Annotated in this window: 19 protein-coding genes and 1 pseudogene; 6 read left to right on the plus strand and 14 right to left on the minus strand. The window is 63.6% G+C overall.

Features of this window, described 5'->3' with window-relative positions; all coding sequences use genetic code 11:
* The first annotated feature begins 128 nt into the window (after window positions 1-128).
* Together HSRCO_RS08085 and HSRCO_RS08090 are read left to right on the plus strand one after the other, a co-directional pair.
* Complete coding sequence (locus HSRCO_RS08085; RefSeq protein WP_259517117.1) at window positions 129-260, plus strand: antitoxin VapB family protein; 132 nt, start codon at window positions 129-131, stop codon at window positions 258-260.
* Window positions 261-263: 3 nt separating this feature from the next.
* A complete protein-coding gene (locus HSRCO_RS08090) occupies window positions 264-869 on the plus strand; it encodes a hypothetical protein (protein ID WP_259517119.1) in 606 nt (201 codons plus the stop codon).
* 179 nt (window positions 870-1048) lie between these two features.
* On the opposite strand, the gene HSRCO_RS08095 is transcribed toward HSRCO_RS08090, so the two are convergent.
* Together HSRCO_RS08095 and HSRCO_RS08100 are read right to left on the minus strand one after the other, a co-directional pair.
* Window positions 1049-2143: a site-specific integrase gene (locus tag HSRCO_RS08095; protein ID WP_259517120.1), complete on the minus strand. Its 1095-nt coding sequence runs from the start codon at window positions 2141-2143 to the stop codon at window positions 1049-1051.
* Between the two features lie 283 nt (window positions 2144-2426).
* Window positions 2427-2834 (minus strand): DUF5518 domain-containing protein, encoded by a 408-nt coding sequence (locus HSRCO_RS08100; protein WP_259517121.1) that lies wholly within the window; start codon window positions 2832-2834, stop codon window positions 2427-2429.
* Between the two features lie 114 nt (window positions 2835-2948).
* On the opposite strand from HSRCO_RS08100, the gene HSRCO_RS08105 reads away from it, so the two are divergent.
* Entirely contained in the window at window positions 2949-3194 is a 246-nt protein-coding gene (locus HSRCO_RS08105; protein ID WP_259517122.1) for a hypothetical protein, read from the plus strand.
* A 51-nt stretch (window positions 3195-3245) separates the two neighbouring features.
* Window positions 3246-4169, plus strand: a complete 924-nt coding sequence (locus HSRCO_RS08110; RefSeq protein ID WP_259517123.1) for a 2-dehydropantoate 2-reductase — start codon at window positions 3246-3248, stop codon at window positions 4167-4169.
* Between the two features lie 40 nt (window positions 4170-4209).
* On the opposite strand, the gene HSRCO_RS08115 is transcribed toward HSRCO_RS08110, so the two are convergent.
* The 5 genes and pseudogenes from HSRCO_RS08115 to HSRCO_RS08135 form a co-directional block, all read right to left on the minus strand.
* Complete coding sequence (locus tag HSRCO_RS08115) at window positions 4210-4728, minus strand: gamma carbonic anhydrase family protein (RefSeq protein WP_259517125.1); 519 nt, start codon at window positions 4726-4728, stop codon at window positions 4210-4212.
* A 231-nt stretch (window positions 4729-4959) separates the two neighbouring features.
* Window positions 4960-5469, minus strand: a pseudogene (gene cysE / locus HSRCO_RS08120) (serine O-acetyltransferase); the annotation flags it as partial.
* Window positions 5466-6386, minus strand: coding sequence for a cysteine synthase A (gene cysK, locus HSRCO_RS08125; RefSeq protein ID WP_259517127.1), 921 nt, complete (start codon window positions 6384-6386; stop codon window positions 5466-5468). The gene cysK and the pseudogene cysE, both read right to left, overlap by 4 nt.
* A 108-nt stretch (window positions 6387-6494) precedes the next feature.
* Window positions 6495-7406, minus strand: a complete 912-nt coding sequence (locus HSRCO_RS08130) for a hypothetical protein (protein ID WP_259517128.1) — start codon at window positions 7404-7406, stop codon at window positions 6495-6497.
* A 93-nt stretch (window positions 7407-7499) separates the two neighbouring features.
* On the minus strand, window positions 7500-8810 hold the full coding sequence (locus tag HSRCO_RS08135) for a phosphoribosylamine--glycine ligase (RefSeq protein ID WP_259517129.1): 1311 nt from the start codon (window positions 8808-8810) through the stop codon (window positions 7500-7502).
* 92 nt (window positions 8811-8902) lie between these two features.
* Between HSRCO_RS08135 and HSRCO_RS08140 the strand changes: the two genes are divergently transcribed.
* Window positions 8903-9352, plus strand: coding sequence for a hypothetical protein (locus HSRCO_RS08140; RefSeq protein WP_259517130.1), 450 nt, complete (start codon window positions 8903-8905; stop codon window positions 9350-9352).
* Between the two features lie 25 nt (window positions 9353-9377).
* Here HSRCO_RS08140 and HSRCO_RS08145 read toward each other — a convergent pair whose 3' ends face one another.
* Window positions 9378-10442, minus strand: a complete 1065-nt coding sequence (locus HSRCO_RS08145) for a histone deacetylase (protein WP_259517131.1) — start codon at window positions 10440-10442, stop codon at window positions 9378-9380.
* Window positions 10439-12010: a hydantoinase/oxoprolinase family protein gene (locus tag HSRCO_RS08150; protein ID WP_259517132.1), complete on the minus strand. Its 1572-nt coding sequence runs from the start codon at window positions 12008-12010 to the stop codon at window positions 10439-10441. The genes HSRCO_RS08145 and HSRCO_RS08150 overlap by 4 nt, the downstream gene beginning before the upstream one ends.
* A gap of 117 nt (window positions 12011-12127) precedes the next feature.
* Between HSRCO_RS08150 and HSRCO_RS08155 the strand changes: the two genes are divergently transcribed.
* Window positions 12128-13378 carry a tripartite tricarboxylate transporter permease gene (locus HSRCO_RS08155; RefSeq protein ID WP_259517134.1) on the plus strand — a complete coding sequence of 417 codons (1251 nt, stop codon included), beginning with the start codon at window positions 12128-12130 and terminating at the stop codon, window positions 13376-13378.
* Between the two features lie 16 nt (window positions 13379-13394).
* Here HSRCO_RS08155 and cysS read toward each other — a convergent pair whose 3' ends face one another.
* The 5 genes from cysS to HSRCO_RS08180 form a co-directional block, all read right to left on the minus strand.
* Window positions 13395-14882 carry a cysteine--tRNA ligase gene (gene cysS, locus HSRCO_RS08160; RefSeq protein WP_259517135.1) on the minus strand — a complete coding sequence of 496 codons (1488 nt, stop codon included), beginning with the start codon at window positions 14880-14882 and terminating at the stop codon, window positions 13395-13397.
* Window positions 14883-14940: 58 nt separating this feature from the next.
* On the minus strand, window positions 14941-15417 hold the full coding sequence (locus tag HSRCO_RS08165) for a hypothetical protein (RefSeq protein WP_259517137.1): 477 nt from the start codon (window positions 15415-15417) through the stop codon (window positions 14941-14943).
* A gap of 44 nt (window positions 15418-15461) precedes the next feature.
* Window positions 15462-16007: a hypothetical protein gene (locus HSRCO_RS08170; protein WP_259517138.1), complete on the minus strand. Its 546-nt coding sequence runs from the start codon at window positions 16005-16007 to the stop codon at window positions 15462-15464.
* 33 nt (window positions 16008-16040) lie between these two features.
* On the minus strand, window positions 16041-16235 hold the full coding sequence (locus HSRCO_RS08175) for a methytransferase partner Trm112 (protein ID WP_259517139.1): 195 nt from the start codon (window positions 16233-16235) through the stop codon (window positions 16041-16043).
* A 92-nt stretch (window positions 16236-16327) separates the two neighbouring features.
* Window positions 16328-17641 carry an adenylosuccinate synthase gene (locus tag HSRCO_RS08180; RefSeq protein ID WP_259517140.1) on the minus strand — a complete coding sequence of 438 codons (1314 nt, stop codon included), beginning with the start codon at window positions 17639-17641 and terminating at the stop codon, window positions 16328-16330.
* Window positions 17642-17862: the final 221 nt, after the last annotated feature.

Genomic DNA, 17862 nt, shown 5'->3' on the forward strand with positions numbered 1-17862 from the left:
CTCGACGTCGCTCCGGTGCGTAGTTCTATGTCTATCATGGCATACCATAAGCTTATGGGATATTTAATCCTATATGGGTTGGGCAATAACTACTATAACCCAACCCACCTTATGATGAGTATAATACTATGGGACGTACAACAATCCAAGTCGACGACGAAACCGCTGATGAGCTGCATGAATTGAAGGAGCGCGGTGACAGTTACGACGACGTAATCCAACGCCTTCTCGGAAATACAGATGTAGAGGCCCCCGAATAGAACATGAGTGAGGAGATCGCTTCAGTCAGGGGGCGTGTCCTCGAGCAGGATTATCGAAACATCGGCGAGGCGGTCCCTGAAACGGTCATGGTTACACCCGGAGGGGACAGGTTCCATTTGCCAGATCCGACGGCTGAGGATCAACCGATGTGCAGCGCGAAAAATTACGATGTCGATTTTCTCGATGTTCACCGACAAAATGCCATCAACTCCGGCTTTTACGCTTGTACAACCTGCTTTCGCCCCATCCTTGTGTACCTAAGCATCTCCCCGGATAGCCCAGTCGAACGGTCTGAAGGGTTTCGAGATTTGTCCCCGGATGTCGACGTACCCATTAGAGAAATCGGTAAAGACGAATCGGGCAAGAACCAATCTTCGGGGCCATTTACCGAAGCAAGCGTTTCCTCACTGACCCAGGAGGTGTTGGCGACGTCGAGCACCATGCACGCACCCACGAAGGACGGACCGCTGTGTGGGACTTCCGGGAGTTTTCGCCGCGTCGAACCTGAGAAGGTAGAGGAATTTCGCGAGCCCTGTGGGCTGTGTTTTGACGTAGAGTACGATGAATCGGAGGTGGAGAGAGACGTATGGAAGAAATCTGAGGCCTAAATGGACCACCAATAAGGATCAGATCGGCATTCTTTATATATACGATTCTCTAAGAGCGTCACAGACGCGCCACAATCGATTTCTCCCCCAAGAGGATGAATGGGTCTCGATTCGAATTCAAACGGACGGGTTTCGGCGGGGTGTGCCCGTCGCGGAGGTGTGACGGGTTCGATACCCCGTCAATCTCGACTGTCGGCGAATCGGGTCACCGCTTCCGCCAGTGCATCGGGGTCATCTTTTACCCGATCGTATGCCTTTCGTAGCGCTTTCCGCGTCCCCGGGTCGTCAGATTCGGCCATGGCGTCGAGCATCCTGTCCTCCATTTCGCTCATCATCCGTGAGACTCCGGGTTCGAGGGCCTGCCCACACCACACGCACATGTCCTTGTCTCGGGGCGTGTCTTGGCCGCAATTCGGACACTGGAGCGGGCTCCGATCCTCCGGTTCATCCTCCTCGACGTCAAGACCGTGCAGCTTCGCATACTCCCGATCGGAGTCCTCCTTGAAGATAGAGACGTACCGACTGGCGACCGTCGACCCACGAACCCACCCATATCGGTCCTCGATGTGCGCCTGGTTCATCCCGCGACTGGCCGCCCAGGACGCACTTGATTTGCGGAAATTGGTCGGCGTGACTGGTTTCGTAACACCGGCTTTCTTCGCTGCTCGTTTGAATATTCGCCCCTTGAGACTGCGGCTGATTTCTGTCGGTTCGTTCAGCTTCGTCCACAGGGGGGCGCCGGGATCGTCGCCGGCAGGGTGGGCGGCCAGCCACCGATTGACGTATGGCACCGACGGAATGAGCGTCACTGAGCGCTGACCCTGCTTCCCCTGGACCGTCACTTGAAGGCCATGCTTGTGGTCGTTAATGTCGCCCACAGTAAGGCCGGCGTATTCCCCACCCCGGAGACCCGCGTCAAATTGTAGCGCTATGGCCGCCGCGTCTCTTTCGTTTGCAGCGGACTCAAGCATTGGCTTCACGTCCTCCTCCCATTTGAGCATCTTTCCCGGGTCCGGCGCCGGATCGTATGTGCTGCTTGTCGTCGCACTCACCCACGCGAGCGGACGCGGCAGTCCTTTGTCGCTCAACTCGACGTCGTCGGGGACGTGCTCCCCAGCATCGGCGAGCACCTTACCGAACCGCCGAAATGCCACACGGTAGTCGCGGTTGGTCTCCTCGTTGTCGTACTCGTCGTGTATCCAGCCGACCACCTGCTTCGCCCGCCCTTTGTCATCAAAGGCTTCGACGAGTGGCCCGGCGTTCTTGGCCATCATGTGCCCGTGAGTAAGCAGCTTCTTGTGCCGATGATCGGAGTATTGTGACTGCCGTAACTGAAGTTCGCGAGAAAACGCTAACAGTGCGTTACGGTCTGCTTCGGATATGTCACCACGTCGGTAGTCGCCCTCGATCCGCCACCGGGTGCGTTCAATGGCCCCGTCCATGCTCACCCGTTGTACCTACGGTCTATTATAACCCCGGCTTTGAACAAATCAGCCAAGCCCCCCTCCGGCTTCGTTGGTTTTCGGTACTACGAGCGGAGGAGTACGTCCGCACCGATTAGCCGAGCTTCCGCCACGTCTGGGTGCGTTGACGATTGCCAAACCGGCCCCCGATTGCGCCTCCGATTGCACCGACCAGTACCAATAATACGGCGCTCGCGACCAGGAACACGACGACGCTGTCCAGACCCAATCCGAATCCCCTGGCCCACGGCCCGAGGATCACCGCCGCGGGAAACGGGGGCAGCACCGACGAGAGTGCCTGTCCGAGCACGCCGATGACCGCCAGAACGACGCCCATAAGTCCGCCGGCGGTTGCGCCGTCGCGCCAGCCCGACCGCTGGAGATAGCCGGCGACAGCGCCACCCAGCAGCGGGGCGACGAACGATACGAACGGGAGAAAGCCAGCCACGATCGATACGAGCGCCCCGAGGAGCACCGCGATGCCAGTTCGTCGTGTGTCCATACTGTTTATTGTTTTCCAATCGACATATAGATGGACGGTGAACGGGCAGCGTTCCCGGTCGGTTCGACCACAGGATGGGGAGCATTTATTTCGGACTCGTCCGCGTACACATGCATGGGAAGTACCGACGACTTCGCGGACCTCGACGAACTGGTCGGGTACCTCACCCCGAGAGAGGACAACGAGATGATCAAGAGCTACCAGAACACGACCTCAGTGGCCTGTCCCATCTGCGACGACCCGTTCGACGACCTGGTCGTCTGCAAGGCCGAGGAGACCCAACTGGAACTCTCGGAGGCCCTGGACCTCTGTGTCACGACCGACGACGCTGGCCGGCCCTTTCTGTTCACCCACAAGTAGGGTAGCAGGCGTCGGGTAACCTCTTTACCGCGACAGTCAGAACGGACCGACATGCACTTCGCTATCTACGGTGCCGGCGGTATCGGCGCGTATATCGGCGCACGACTCGCCAATGCCGGACACGACGTGAATCTCGTCGCCCGGGGCGCCCACCTGGAGGCGCTCCAGTCCGACGGTCTCCGCGTCGAAAGCGTCGCCGGTGGGACGGACGTGGACCTGCCAGCCACGGACGACCCTGCAGACATCGGCCCGGTGGATTTCGTCCTGTTCACGGTGAAAGCCTACGACACTCGCTCCGCCGCGGAGGACCTCGAACCTCTCATCGGCCCGGAGACGGCCGTGGTCTCCTTCCAGAACGGCGTCGACAACGAACGCTGGATCGCCGAGGAAGTCGGCGAGTCGCACGTCGTCGGCGGCGTCGCGTACATCTTTTCGACCATCGAATCGCCGGGTGTCGTCGCACACACCGGCGGCCCAGCCCGGTTCGTGTTCGGGGAGATGGACGGCACACGGACCGAGCGAATCGAGGCGCTGGACGAGGCCCTCACCGAGAGCGACGGCGTCGAATCGGTCCTCGCCGACGACATCCAGGTGGAGCTCTGGAAGAAGTTCGCGTTCATCTGTGCACAGTCTGGAATGACGGCGGCGACCCGCAAACCGATCGGTCGCATCCGGGAGACGGCCGCCACGTGGGAGATGTACCGTCGTGTCATCGAAGAGGTCGTCACCCTCGCTCGGGCGAAGGGAATCGACGTCCCGGCTGGAACGGTCGAGGAGTGGCTGGCGTTCGCCGAATCCTTCGACAGTGAGATGTTCTCGTCGCTGCACTACGACCTGGTCAACGAGAACCGCCTCGAACTCGATGCGCTCAACGGGGCGGTTGTCCGTCACGCCGAGCAGGCGGGCGTGGAGACGCCGATGAACGAAGCGGTCCACGCCATCCTTCGCCCCTGGGCAGACGAGCGCGACGAGTGAGTTCACGAGGACCGACGGGGTACGCGGGGACCGCGGACCGTCACTCGAAGAGCGCGTCGTGTCGCCGAGCGAGGTTCGTGTACTCGTCCGAGGAGTAGTGCTCGAAGAGCGAATCCGGGTCGACCGTCGTCTCCTCGAGTGGCGTCACCTTCGCGGGGACGCCACGAACGAACGATTCCGGGGGAATCTCCCGCCCCTCGGGAATCGTCGCCCCGGCTGCCACTACACTCGACTCGCCGACGGTCACGTCCGTGTTGACCGTCGCGTTGAAGCCGATCAGGGACCAGTCCTCGACGTGCGCTTCGTTGAGAACGGCTCCGTGACCGACCATCACCCTGTCACCGAGCCACGAGGCGTGTATCGTCGCATTGTCGCCGATGTGTGATTGCGGTCCGACCCGGACCGGTCCCATATCACCACGGAGGACCACCCCGGGCCAGACGCTCGCGTCTGCACCGACCCGGACGGTGCCGACGAGCGTCGATTCACGGGCCACCCTGGCATCGGGATGGACGTCCGGACGGCTCCCCTCGAACTCGTACTCCCGACTATCGACCATGTGTACCAGTACCAGCCGAACGGCGATAGTTCTAACTGCTGACGATTTCGACCAACGGGGGGGGTGGGACCGAAGCCCTTGGGACTACTCCTCGTTCGCCTCGAGATGGGTCTCAAGTTCGGCGATGCGAGTACGAAGCGCCTCGACCTCCTCGTTCAACTCCTCGAACTCGCGATGGATCGGGTCTGGCAGATCTCCATGTTCCAGGGCATCGAGGTCGGTTCCCGACGCCTCGTCTGTCGAGGAGGCCGGGACACCCACGATGGTGGAATTGGGGCCATAGTCCTCGAGAACGACTGAGCCAGCCCCTACCTGGGAGTGCTCGCCGATGGTTATGGGGCCGAGCAGGATGGCGCCCGCGCCGACGACGACGTGGTCCTCCAACGTCGGGTGCCGTTTGACGGGTTCGTTCGAGGTCCCACCGAGGGTACATCCCTGGAATAGCAGGACGTCGTCACCGATCTCCGCGGTCTCGCCGATGACGACGCCACCGCCGTGGTCGATGAAGAACCGTCGCCCGATGGTTGCTCCGGGATGGATCTCGATACCAGTCAGCAACCGCGAGAGGTGCGAGAGGAGTCGAGCAAACAGTTTCAACCCGTGTGTCCAGAGGTAGTGACTCACCCGGTGGAACCAGATGGCATGCAGCCCGGGATAGGTGAGCAATACCTCTGCGACGTTCCGCGCAGCCGGGTCGCGGTCGAGCACCGTCCGAACGTCCTCGGCGATTCGTGAGATCATGCCATGGCTCTGAACAGGTCTGTCGACAGATACCGTTCGCCTGTATCCGGTAAGACCACGACGATTGTTGAATCCTCGTATTCCGGCCGGGACCGTACCAACTTCGCGGCGTGGATCGCCGCACCAGCCGAGATGCCCACGAGGACGCCCGCCTCGGCGGCCAGCGTTCGCGACGCGGTTTTGGCGTCGTCGTCGGCGACCTGGACGACCTCGTCGATCACGGCCTCGTCGAGATTCTCGGGAACGAACCCCGCACCGATCCCCTGGATACCGTGGCTTCCGGCTTCCCCGCCGGAGAGGACCGCCGACGTCTCCGGTTCGACGGCGACCATCTCGACGTCCGCATCGACGTCGGTGGCGAAATACCGACCGATCCCGGTGATCGTTCCGCCAGTACCGACCCCTGCGACGACCACGTCGACCTGCCCGTCCGTATCCGCCCATATCTCCGGCCCCGTCGTTTTCCGGTGGACGGACGGATTCGCCGGATTCTCGAACTGCTGGGGCATGTACCCATCATCGAGGTCGTCGACGAGTTCCCCCGCACGCGCTATCGCAGCCCCCATCCCGCCGTCCGCGGGCGTCAGTTCCAGGGTTGCACCCAGCGCCCGGAGCATCGACCGACGTTCCTCGCTCATCGACGCGGGCATCGTCAACACGAGATCGTACCCCTTTGCCGCACACACGGAGGCCAGGCCGATACCCGTGTTCCCGCTCGTCGGTTCGACGATGGTGGTCGCTTCGGTCACCTCGCCCCGTCGCTCGGCCCGCTCGATCATCGAGAGCGCGACCCGGTCTTTCACCGAGGAGAGGGGATTGAACGACTCGACCTTTCCATAGACGTCCGGGCCGACGGTCTCGAGGGCGACGAGGGGCGTGTCGCCGACGAGTTCCGTCACGTTCTGCGCAACGTTCATCAGTGGGCCTCCATCGACTCGGCAGGAATAAATACACGGTGGGAATCGACAGGTGCTGTCGGTAATGGCTGAGAAACTGGGCCGATTTCGACGGGCTGTCCCCGTCAGCTACACTCTGGCGGTCATCGTCTCCACGACGCTGTGTCGAGCAGTCCCCAGGTCGTCGGTCAGTCGCGTCGTCGTATGCAGGACGGGATACGTCATCGACAATGGTCCGTACAGGTACTCTTGCAGGGTCAAATCGCTCGTATCCCACCGTCCACAGCGCGTCTCGTTATGTATCTGGCGCTGGCGCCGTCGCGCGAGTCGGACGGTTCTGTCCTCGAGCGTTTCCAGGGCGGCATACGTCTCCATGAGCTCCTCGAACGACCGTTCGTCGAGCGACCCATCGTCCATCGACGAGAGCGACGTCTCTATCTCGTCGAGGGTGGCCGTCGCATCCTCGACGGCCGCTTGCTCGGTCGAGAGCACCTGTATCAGTTCGTCGCGTCTCGACGCAGCGTCGAGGGCTCGCTGTTGGAGTGCCCGCTTCATGGGTCGATTGACGCCGCTCCCCTCGCGAAGCCCACCCAGGAAGTCGGCGTCGAATTCGTTCACCAGATGCGTCTCCCAGGTCTCGCCATAGGTGTCGTCGTAGTGGTCGACGGCCATGACGGTCTCTTCGAACGCCCGGCGGACGTGATCGACCGGCGCCGCTCTGGTCTCCATGGTCTGTATCGACTGTGGCGTCGCGACCGCCCCTGCGGGTTGGACGACCGGAATCGAGTCGATGGCCTCGGCGAACGCACGATACGCGTTTCGCTCCGCGACGACCTCCCGCATCTCCGCTTCGACGCGGTCCTCGGCATCATACAGGTGAGAGAGGACGCTGGCGACCCCCACCAGCACGAGCCCGAGGAACGCAGCGATGAGCAGTACTTCGTGGAGCGGTGACAGTCCGATCCCCGAAACCGCCTCGTTGACCGGGGACATAGACGAGCCGTCGATAGCGAATGGAACAGATCCCCCAGATGTGGCCATGCTAGAAATACACGTATCGATCACGATAATCATTTGCATTACTCCCGTTCTCGTGGGTTGCTACGACGGAGTTCCGGTCAGTGTGTAGGACCGTCATGGACCCAGATACCCCCAGGCTTGCAGACGGTCACCCTCCCCATCGATCCACCGCTCGCCGATGTCGTCGCGGTAGTACATGTTCGGTATCACGATGTCGTCGATGCGTCCATACGCCTGCCGGCGGGCGTCCTGCATCGTCTCTCCCATTCCAGTGACGATGATCGGCATCCCACTCTCTCCCGCGGCACGCCACTGTCCGTCGACGTTCTTTGCGTCCTCGAGGTGGATACCATCCCGCGAATCCCTCTCGAAGACGACGGCGGCGTTCCGGGAGTTCTCGTCGTACGTCTTCGGGTCGTCGAAGGGAAACGGCGGCAACACGATCCGGACGGCCACCTGGTAGCCCTCGTGAACCCGGAGTGCCGGGTCGGTGCCGTGTGCGAGGTCGTAAAAGAAGGCTCCGGTCGGTGACTCGAACGATTCTTCCTGCAACGCGATGGTCGGATAGCCGAAGCGTGGTGTGAACTCGAGCGGATAGATGCCGTGATCGTTGACGATGCAGTTCAGGTCGATGCTCCCCACGTACCCCTCGTCGGCGAGCCACGATTCGATCTGTCCGAGGGTCTCCCTGAACAGCCGATTCCGCCCGGCCCAGAACATCGACGTGCCCATCTCTCCCGTCGAGGGCCCGATGTTGCCGGGGAAGAGCTTCTTGTGCTCGAAGTTGAAGTTGATCGGTTCGACGAACTGGTCACCGTCGAAGAACCCACAGATGGCTACCTCGACGCCCTCCACGCGTCGCTGTAACTGAAACCCCTTCATCCGGTGGCCCCAGGCCTTCTTGTAGGCGCGAAGGACCTCGACGACGTCGCTGCCGTCCACTTCACGACCGACGTACAGGAGCCGTTTGACGTTCTGAACCTCACCGAGGGGCTTGATGACGTACGGAGCAGGATGTTCCCGGACGTACTCGATGGCAGTGTCGAAGTCCGTGAATTCCCGGTGATCGAGGGTGTCTACGCCGTTGTCCTCGAGGACGGACATAGCGTACCCACGGTCCTCTTCGAGTCGATCGGTCGCTGGCGTGCCGCCCACGACCGCGTGGCCAGCATCGCGCAACTCCTGGGCCAGTTCGCCCGTGCCCACCTCGTCGCCTACCCAGATGTCGTCGAAGATGATGACGTCCGCCCAGTCGACCGCCGCCCGCCAGTCGTCCGTCTTCGGGACGAAGCCATCGGTTATCTCCCGGTCGGACTCGGCTTCGATGTAGTACCGTACGTCGTGGCCCTCGCGTGCTACCTGCCACGCCAGATCACCGATAAGCGCCGAGTCGAGCGAGAGGAACAGAAATCGTTTCGGGTCCATGGCCGAACATCGTCTTCAAGTGACAAATAGCTATGGCGAGGCCCGGTTCGAGTCTGTAGCAATTAAGGCCGCCCCGCCCCACACTCGACACGATGACCGAGAGCCGACCCTCCCGAGAGACGATTCGAGACGTCGCGGGTCGCGTCGCGGCGACCGCCCATCCCGATCTAGACGAAGCGACAATCGACGAAGCGATAGCGATCGTCGCCGACATCGAGGAAAGACTCGAGGACGGACCGAGTCGGGACGCCGTCGAAGACCTGCTCTCGTTCTGGGAGGGATACATCACCGGCGGTCTGCTCGCGGTGACGGACGCCGAAACCATCGACACGTCGCTAGCACGAACGGAACTCGTCAAGCGAGGCAACGAAGCCGACCTCTACGGACTCGACCTCTACCAGGCGCTCCTCGAGTTGGCGGCGGCCCACGAGGAGTCCGACGCCGAGACCGGAGCGGCCGTCACGGATCGCACCGCGAACTGGGCCATGCGAGTCGCCGATCTGACCTCGGGGTTCGTCGGCCATCTTGTGGACCACAAGTAGGACGCCCACCGTCCGATCGGTGGCCTTAGAACGTCCAGTACGCCGACTGGATGCGTTGTACCCGCTCGACGACGTCGCTGATATCCGGTTCGTAGGACGGCGGTTCGTAGATGGCGGGTTCGCGAATCCCGGCGGTGTCGTACCCGAGCATCGTCGCGATCACTGCCAGATTGGTGTACGGCAATCCTCCTTCGATGCCGTACCCGCCAGCGAGTGATGCCACGATGTCGCCGCCAGCGAGGTCGTTGGCCGCGTCCATCGCGTGTTCGACCAGATCGACGTACCCCTGCGCGGTGACGCCCAGGTCGGTGATGGGGTCGGTGAAGTGGTTGTCCTGGCCCGCCTCGATGAAGACGAAGTCCGGGTCGTACTGTTCGGCGATCGGTTCGAATATCTCCTCGACGACGGTGCGATAGCCGTCGTCGCTCGTCTTCGGTGGCACGGGCACGTTGACGTTGTATCCCTCACCGGCGAGCTCCCCGACGTCGCGGCTGTCCCCCGTGCCGGGAAACAGCGTCCGTCCGTCCTGGTGGGTCGACATCACGAGGACGCTCGGGTCGTCGTAGAAGATGGACTCCGTCCCATCGCCGTGATGGGCGTCCCAGTCCCAGAGCAGGATCCGCTCTACGTCGTATTCGGCCTGGAGGTGGCGGATCCCGATGGCGGTGTTGTTGAGATAACAGAAGCCGTGCCCGTCCCCGGCAAACGCGTGGTGGCCACCCGGACGGGCCAGTACGAACGCCGACTCGGTCTCACCGGTAGCGACCGCGTCCATCGCCCGGACGACGCCACCGGCGGCGAGTTTGGCGGTGTTCCACGTGTGCGCGGAGATGTGGGTATCGACGCTCAACATCCCCGCTCCACTGGCCGACATCGAACGGAGCCGTTCGAGGTAGTCGTCGGTGTGCACCCGGGAGAGTTGCTCGTTCGACGCCATCTCGGGTGCCAGCCGCGCGACCGACGGGTCGTCGAGTAGCCCCTCTTCCCGCAACTGGTCCATCGTGTACTGGAGACGCTCCTTTCGCTCGGGATGGGTCGGCGTGTGCTCGTGCAGCAGGTACTCCTCGTCGTAGACCAGTCCCAGCGTCACGACGACCCCTCCGCGAAGGAGAACTCGATGCCAGGAGTTACCTGCGCCTCGGCGTCGAATATCTGTCCGACGACCTCCGAGTCCTCCACGACGGTGAACCGAGAGAACGACCGGACATCGACCGCTGCGGTCGGGTCACCCCCGGCCGCTTTTGCGGCCGCCCGTGCCCGCTCGATGGCAATATCCTTCGCCTGTGTGTCGGTGAACCGCTGGCCGACCTCGAGGGATTCCACCGTTTCGGGGCCAATCGACGTGACCGTCATGACCCCCCGGGCACTGTCGGCGTGCACCGCCGTCTCGACGCTCACCCGCGCGACCCCACAGCCGACGGCACCGGCCACGTCGGCGTGGTCGGGAACCACCGCATCGAAGTGGGTACCGTCCGCGAGCGGGTCCGCGAGATACGGGGCGAGGACACCACCGACGACGAGCGACGCCGTCCGGTCGGTGGATATCGACGTGACGGTGGCGCGCACCCGTTGCAAGAACCGATCCAACACGGTCGTCGCGAGTTCCGACGCCGACCCGTCACCCACTGTGTCTATCGCGTCTCGGGCGGCGGAACGGTCGCCGGCGGTGAACCGGCCGAGTACGTGGAGCGCGTCCGTGACCGTCGGTTCGTCGCCGCCGAAGGCCACCGCGTCGCCCACCCGTTCGTCGGCGAGTGCAGGACCATCGTCCCCCGGAATCACGCGCGTGTCGCCCCCGACCGGCAGACTCTCGGCGACGACTCCATCGTAGCCGGGTTCGATCTTTCCTTCCGGAATGCCGCCCTCGATCGCTGGAAAGCCGTCGACGACCCGAGTCACGTCGGTGGTCGTCCCGCCGATATCCACGGTCACGGCGTCGGACGCCCCCGAGAGTGCACACAACCCGAGCGAACTCGCCGCCGAGCCACCTCGGAGCGTGTGGGCGGGGGTTTCGGCCATCGAATCGGCGGCGAGCATCGCACCGTCACCTTTGAGATAGTAGACGGGCGCATCGATAGCCGCCCTCTCGACGGCGGCTTCGATGTCCCGCAGGAATTCGTCGAAGACGGGTTTCGCCTTCGCATTCGCGACGGTCGTCGCGGCCCGTTCGGGGAACGTGAGACCGGCTCCGGATTCACTACCGAGTGCCACGTGGTCCGCATCGATAGAATCCCGGAGCGTCCGTTCGAGGTCCGGGTTCCGGGCAGAGAACTTCGCCGTCACAGCGACGACCGGATAGGCGACGCTGTCCGCGAGCGAGACTGGCTCGGTGACGCGACCGCGGGGGTCGATACCCCCGGCCGTGACGAGGTTCTCTTCGCCGTAGAACGCCCGCTCCGGGCTCAACCCCGGCCCCGGAACGAGGACGTTCGAGCAGTCTGGGAGTCGATCCTGGACGGCCGCGTTGACGACGAGCGTCGTGGCGACGACCACACGATCGATCTGGGTAGCCCCACGACCGGCGAGCAGCTCCTCGAGGACCGCTTCGATGCTCTCTCGGCGGGCGGTATTCGGTACCTTCGCCGCGTTCGCGATGCCGTGCTCGTCGACGAGCACTGCGTCGACGTTGGTTCCCCCGGTGTCGATTCCGATGATCACGCTGTCTCGGCTTACGGGTCCACCGGTTTAGTGATTGCGCGTAGCCGCCTCGTGGCGCATCGGTATCCGTTGACGCCGGTGAGGGTTCAAATACGGTGACACGCCCACCTCGCAGCGATGGAGGTCATCGGCGTCAGAATCCTCGCCGATCCCGAATCGGCAGCGCTCGCGCTCGCGTTCGTCGGCGGCGGTATCGCCCTGGGGACGGTGAGCGGGTTGACGCCCGGGCTTCACGTCAACACCGTCGCCGTCATCATGGCGTCTCTGGCCCCCACCATCCCCGCACCGCCACATCTCCTCGGCGCGAGCATGCTCTCCGCGGGCGTGACCCACTCGTTCCTCGACGTCGTCCCGACCCTGGCGATCGGTGTCCCGGATGCAGCCATGGCAGTCAGCGCGCTCCCTGGACACCGACTCGTGATGGGCGGTCGCGGTCGGGAGGCACTCCGCATCTCGGCCGTGGGAAGTGCCAGTGCCATCGCGACAGCGGCGGTGCTCGGAATACCGGTGACCTACGTGATGCGCTCGGTCGTCACGACCCTGGATAGCTGGATCCCCGCCGCCATCGGCGCCATCGCACTGTTCCTCGTCGTCACCGAACACGGATATCGGGCGACGGTCGGTGGGGCCCTCTCACTCGGCGCGAGCGGACTGCTCGGAATCGCGTTTCTCGACGTGACGACCGGCGGCCTCGTTCCGGGCGGCGACACGCTGTTACCGTTGCTGTCGGGACTGTTCGGTATCCCGATCCTCGTCCACGCGTACGGTGGTGCCGGTGTGCCGCCACAGGGCGGCCCGACGGTGGCCGCGTCCTCCGAGGAGACGCTTGGCTGGGGGATGGTCGGTGCCCTCTCGGGGTCGCTGGTCGCCTATCTACCGGGCGTCTCCGCCGCGGTCGCGGCGGCCATGGCCTTCTCCGTCCTGCCGACGACGTCCGGTGACAGGGCGTTCGTCGCGACGGTGAGCGGTGTGAACACCTCGAATACGATATTCGCCCTGTTCGCCCTCGTCGCCCTTGGAACGCCGAGAACCGGCGTGCTGGTCGCGATCGAGCGCGCAGAACTCCCGGTGAACCTGCCCCTGGTCCTCGCGTCTATCGTCATCGCGGCCGCGGTCTCGTTCGTCCTGGTCCCCGTCCTGGGAGACCGGTATCTCTCTCTGGTCGGATCGGTCGATCCGCGGCGGCTATCGGTCGCCGTCGCACTCCTGCTCGCCGTCCTCGTCGGGTTGTTCACCGGAGTCCCGGGCATCGGGATACTTGGGATCGCGAGTGCCGTCGGCCTGTTCCCCGTACATTTCGGGGCCAGACGAGTCCACCTGATGGGGGTGTTGCTCGTTCCGATCGCGCTGCGGGGAATCGTCGGGTAAGAACAGTTCCTCGGGGTTAGAACCGAGCTTTCGGACCGTCGTCGGTGTCCTGGACCTCGATCCCGAGGGCTTCGAGTTCGTCGCGGAGTTCGTCGGCCCGCTCGTAGTTACCACGTTCGCGTTCGGCCTCGCGCACGTCGAGCACGAGTTGAACGACCTCCTGGGCGAGCCCCGCCTCTCCAGTCGGCTCGCTATCGCCGAAGACGAACCCGAGAACGGCACCACCGAGGTCCTCGAACGCCTCGATGGTCTCGTTCACTGCACGGTAGTCGTACCGTTCGTGCTCGTCGACGTGGGTATTGAGCGCGCTGGCGAGTTCCAGCAAGGCCGTGACCGCGCGCCGGGTGTTGAAGTCGTCGTTCATCGCCTCGCGGAACGAGGTCCGGGCCTCGTCGATGGCATCGCGAAGGGCCCCGTCCGTCTCGGTGGCATACGCGTCGGGGCTATCACAGGCCCCCACCGCTCGATCGTACGCTCGCTCCAGTGTTTCCCACCGTTCGACCGCCTCGGCGAGCGTCTCCTCGGAGTACGTTTGCCGACGGTTGTACGCCGTCGAGACGAGGAACATCCGGATGGCGTTGACACCGAACTCCTCGATGGCAGTCGAGACCGTGAAGAAGTTCTGGAGGCTCGTGCTCATCTTCTCCCCACCGGTCTCGAGCAGTCTGACGTGCATCCAGTACTTCGCGAACTGTTTGCCGGTCGCTGCCTCGCTCTGCGCGATCTCGTTCTCGTGGTGGGGGAACACGAGGTCCTGACCGCCCACGTGGACGTCGATGGAATCGTCGAGATGAGCCATACTCATCGCCGAACACTCGATGTGCCACCCCGGGCGTCCCTCACCCCATGGGGACTCCCAGGTCTGTCCCTCCGGAGCCACCGCGGGGTCCGGCAGACCACCGTCGCGGTGTTCGGCGATGGCGTCTGGCGACACGCCGTCGGCCTTCCAGAGGGCGAAATCCTGGGGATGGCGTTTCTCGGCGAGTTCGTCTTCGGATCCCTGGGCCTCCATCGCCTCGATCTGCTGGTTCGAGAGTTTGCCGTAGTCCTCGAAGGCCGTGACGTCGAAGTAGACCGATCCGTTCGCCTCGTAGGCGTAGCCACGTTCGAGCAACGTCTCGATGAGCGACTGGATCTCCGGCACATGTTCGGAGACCCGAGGGTAGACGTCGGCCCGGAGGAGATTGAGACTCCGCATGTCCTCGATCACCGAGGTGATGAAGTGGGTCGCGACCGCGGTCTCGGTCTCACCGAACTCGTCCTGGCCGATCCGCGCGACGATCTTCTCGTTCACGTCGGTGAAGTTCTCGACGTGTCGGACGTCGTATCCCAGGTGATCCAGCCAGCGATGCATCACGTCGACGTGGACCCAGGCGCGAGCGTGACCGAGGTGAGCGTCGTCCGAGACCGTCAGTCCACAGAAGTAGAGGAGGACCGAATCGGGATCCTGGGGCTCGAACGGTTCGCGCTCCCCCGTCAAGGTGTTCGTCACGGTGAGCGTCATCGGGTAGCCGTACACGAGCCACCGTTTTATAATGCGTCGAAACGCACGGAATCCGTCGTTATCGGAAACCGTCCGCAGCGTCTTCCACAATGGTGAGCGCGGTGGTCCCATCCCGTCGCTCGACCACGACCACCAGCGAACTGCCCGTCAACCCGACACCCTCGACCCCGACCGACGCATCCGCGAGTCTGGTCGCCACCGTCGCGAGAAGGCGGGCATCGACGTCACCGTGAGCCTGTATCGCCGTCAAGGAACCAGCGTCCGCCGCGAAGGAGATCCCCCCGACGGCGAGTACCGATCCATCGCCGCTCCCGATGCCGCTCTGCATCGTCACACGCACGCTACCGTCCCGGGATTCGATCTCGGGCAACTCCTCGGCGTACCGACGCAGCGCCGTGGCGATGGCCTCGTCCCCACCCTCGACGTCGAGGAATCGGGCCGCAGCAGAGAAATTCACGACACCCGCCCGCAGGCCATCTCGGACGAAGGGATGGGCATCGACCGCTTCCCGCGTCGCCGCTGCCAGCGATGACATACGAGCGATTCGGGCCGGCGACGAGAAAAACGGTTCGAGACGACTCAGCTGGCGAGCAACAGGTAGAGCGAAATGGCGACGGCGACGGTAACGGTGAGGAGGCCGAAGGCAACGGCCGCGAGTTCGTCGAGCAAGAGCGTGATTCCGATCGCGACGACGATGCCGATGAGGACGAACGCGGCGGCGATGGCGTACGTACTGGTCGTCGTCGACTCGGGTTCGGTATCGGGCTGGATCTTGCCCAACTCGTCGTCGACCTCGACGCCACCGCTGCCAGCGGCGACGTGAACCTCGACACCCGACCGCTCCGCGCCATACCCCGTGGCCACTTCGAGCAACCCATCGACGGGGTCGATCGATTCGACCCCGACCGGGATGGTCTCGGCGGCATCTTGATCGACGAACCAGTTCGCGTCGCCAATATCGGTGACGCCGGCGAGTGCGTCGTCGAGGTGGACGTGGACGTGTGTCGGTTGGCCGTGATTGTCGAGGACGAGGTCGAACGGCCCGTCGACGTCGAAGGAGTGGTCCTCCGGTTCCACGCTTCTCGGACCGGCTCTGTTCACGTGGACGCGAAGGGTCGGTCGCATACGTGTCATTTCGAAGAGCCGTGAGAAAAAGGTTCAGGCCGCGACGTCGTCACGCATGTCCGGCGGAAGGAGGTTCGGAATACCGTCCTCGATCGGATAGACCTCCCCACAGTCCGTGCAGGTGAGCGTTCCCGAGACGATGTCCCCGTCGGTCTCCTCTTCGACGGTCAACTCCAGTTCGTGTTTGTCGAGCGGGCAGCAGATGATATCCATCAGGTCTTCTTTCACGTGTTCGTCACCTGTGTGGATTCTCGTGGCCGGTGCCAAAAAAGGTGCTGGGTCGTGGTCGGTCTGGAAACCCGGTCCGGGTCAGCGAACGATCAGGCGAACGGATTCGTTCGGACGATCGACTGTTCGCGACCGGGACCGATGCTGAGTGCGTATGCCGGTACACCGACCTCCGTCTCGACGTACTCGACGTATTCCTGTGCGGCCGCCGGAAGGGCGTCGTACCCTTCCGCGGCGATCTCGTCCCAGTCGACCTCGGGCCAGCCGTCGAAAGTCCGATAGACCGGATCGCAGTCGCCCCAGCGTTCGGTCGTGGCCGGCATCGTTTCGATGGTGTCGCCGTCGAGTTCGTAGGCGTGTCCGACCTTCACTTCGTCGAGGCCGGCGATGACGTCGAGGTGGTTGATCGCGATACCGGTGAACCCACTCGCACGGGCCGCGTGGCGAAGCATCGGTAGGTCGAGCCAGCCGACACGGCGCGGCCGCCCCGTAACCGTCCCGTATTCGCCACCTTCCTCGCGGATGTACTCCGCGAGTTCACCGTCGAGTTCGGTTGGAAGCGGGCCCGTCCCGACCCGTGAGAGATAGGCTTTCACGATCCCGATGACCTCCCCCCGTCCGACGTCAGTTACCCCGAGACCGGTGCCGGTCGCAGCGTAGCCAGCGGTCGGATTCGACGACGTCACGAACGGATAGATGCCGTGGTCGATATCGAGTGACGTTCCCTGTGCACCCTCGAGCATCACGTTGTCCCCGTCGTGTAGGTGCTCGGCCAGGAACTCCCCTGCGTTCACGTCCATCTCCGCTGAGCGGATGCGGTCACCGATGGCGCTGTACTCCTCGAACAGTGCCTCGACGTCGAACTCCTCCCCGGCGGTCTTTCCGTAGACGTCCTCGTAGATGGCACGCTTCTGGGGAACCACGTACTCCAGGCGCTCGCGGAGAACCTCGTGGTCGAGGAGGTCGCCGATCCGGATCCCTCGACGACCGACCTTGTCCTCGTAGGTGGGGCCGATGCCCCGGCCCGTAGTGCCAGCATCGAGGTCGGAGTCGCTCTTTGCCTCCTCCTCGATACCGTCGAGCAGGCGATGATACGGCATAATGACGTGCGCACGGCGAGCAACCCGGACGTCGGGGTCCAGGCCTCGTTCTTTGAGAGCGTCGATCTCGTCGAAGAGCGTCCGGGGGTTGATGACGACGCCGTTGCCGAGGACGCCGGTCTTTCCCCGCACGGCTCCGCTCGGAACGAGCGAGAGTTTGTATTCGTCGCCGTCCAGAACGACGGTATGTCCGGCGTTGTCCCCGCCCTGGTATCGAGCGACGACGTCGGCGTGATCGCCGTAGAGGTCGACGATTCCCCCCTTGCCTTCGTCGCCTAGCTGCGCACCCACGATGGTGACGGTCATGTGTGAGCGTTCCCTCGCCCAGGCTAAACAGATTACGATACGCGCAACGCGACCAGCGATCCTGGCATCGAGACAGGGTGGCCGCACGCCGAGCCTGCCGATGGTGGCAATACGAACCCGGCCGATTGCGGGATCGGTACGACCCGGGCTCGAGATCGGTTCCGTTCGGGCGTCCCGAATGGGAGACGGGGCCGCCCGACGCCACAAAGATTATAGGGCTG

It is taken from the genome of Halanaeroarchaeum sp. HSR-CO (genome assembly GCF_024972755.1).
GTDB lineage: Archaea > Halobacteriota > Halobacteria > Halobacteriales > Halobacteriaceae > Halanaeroarchaeum.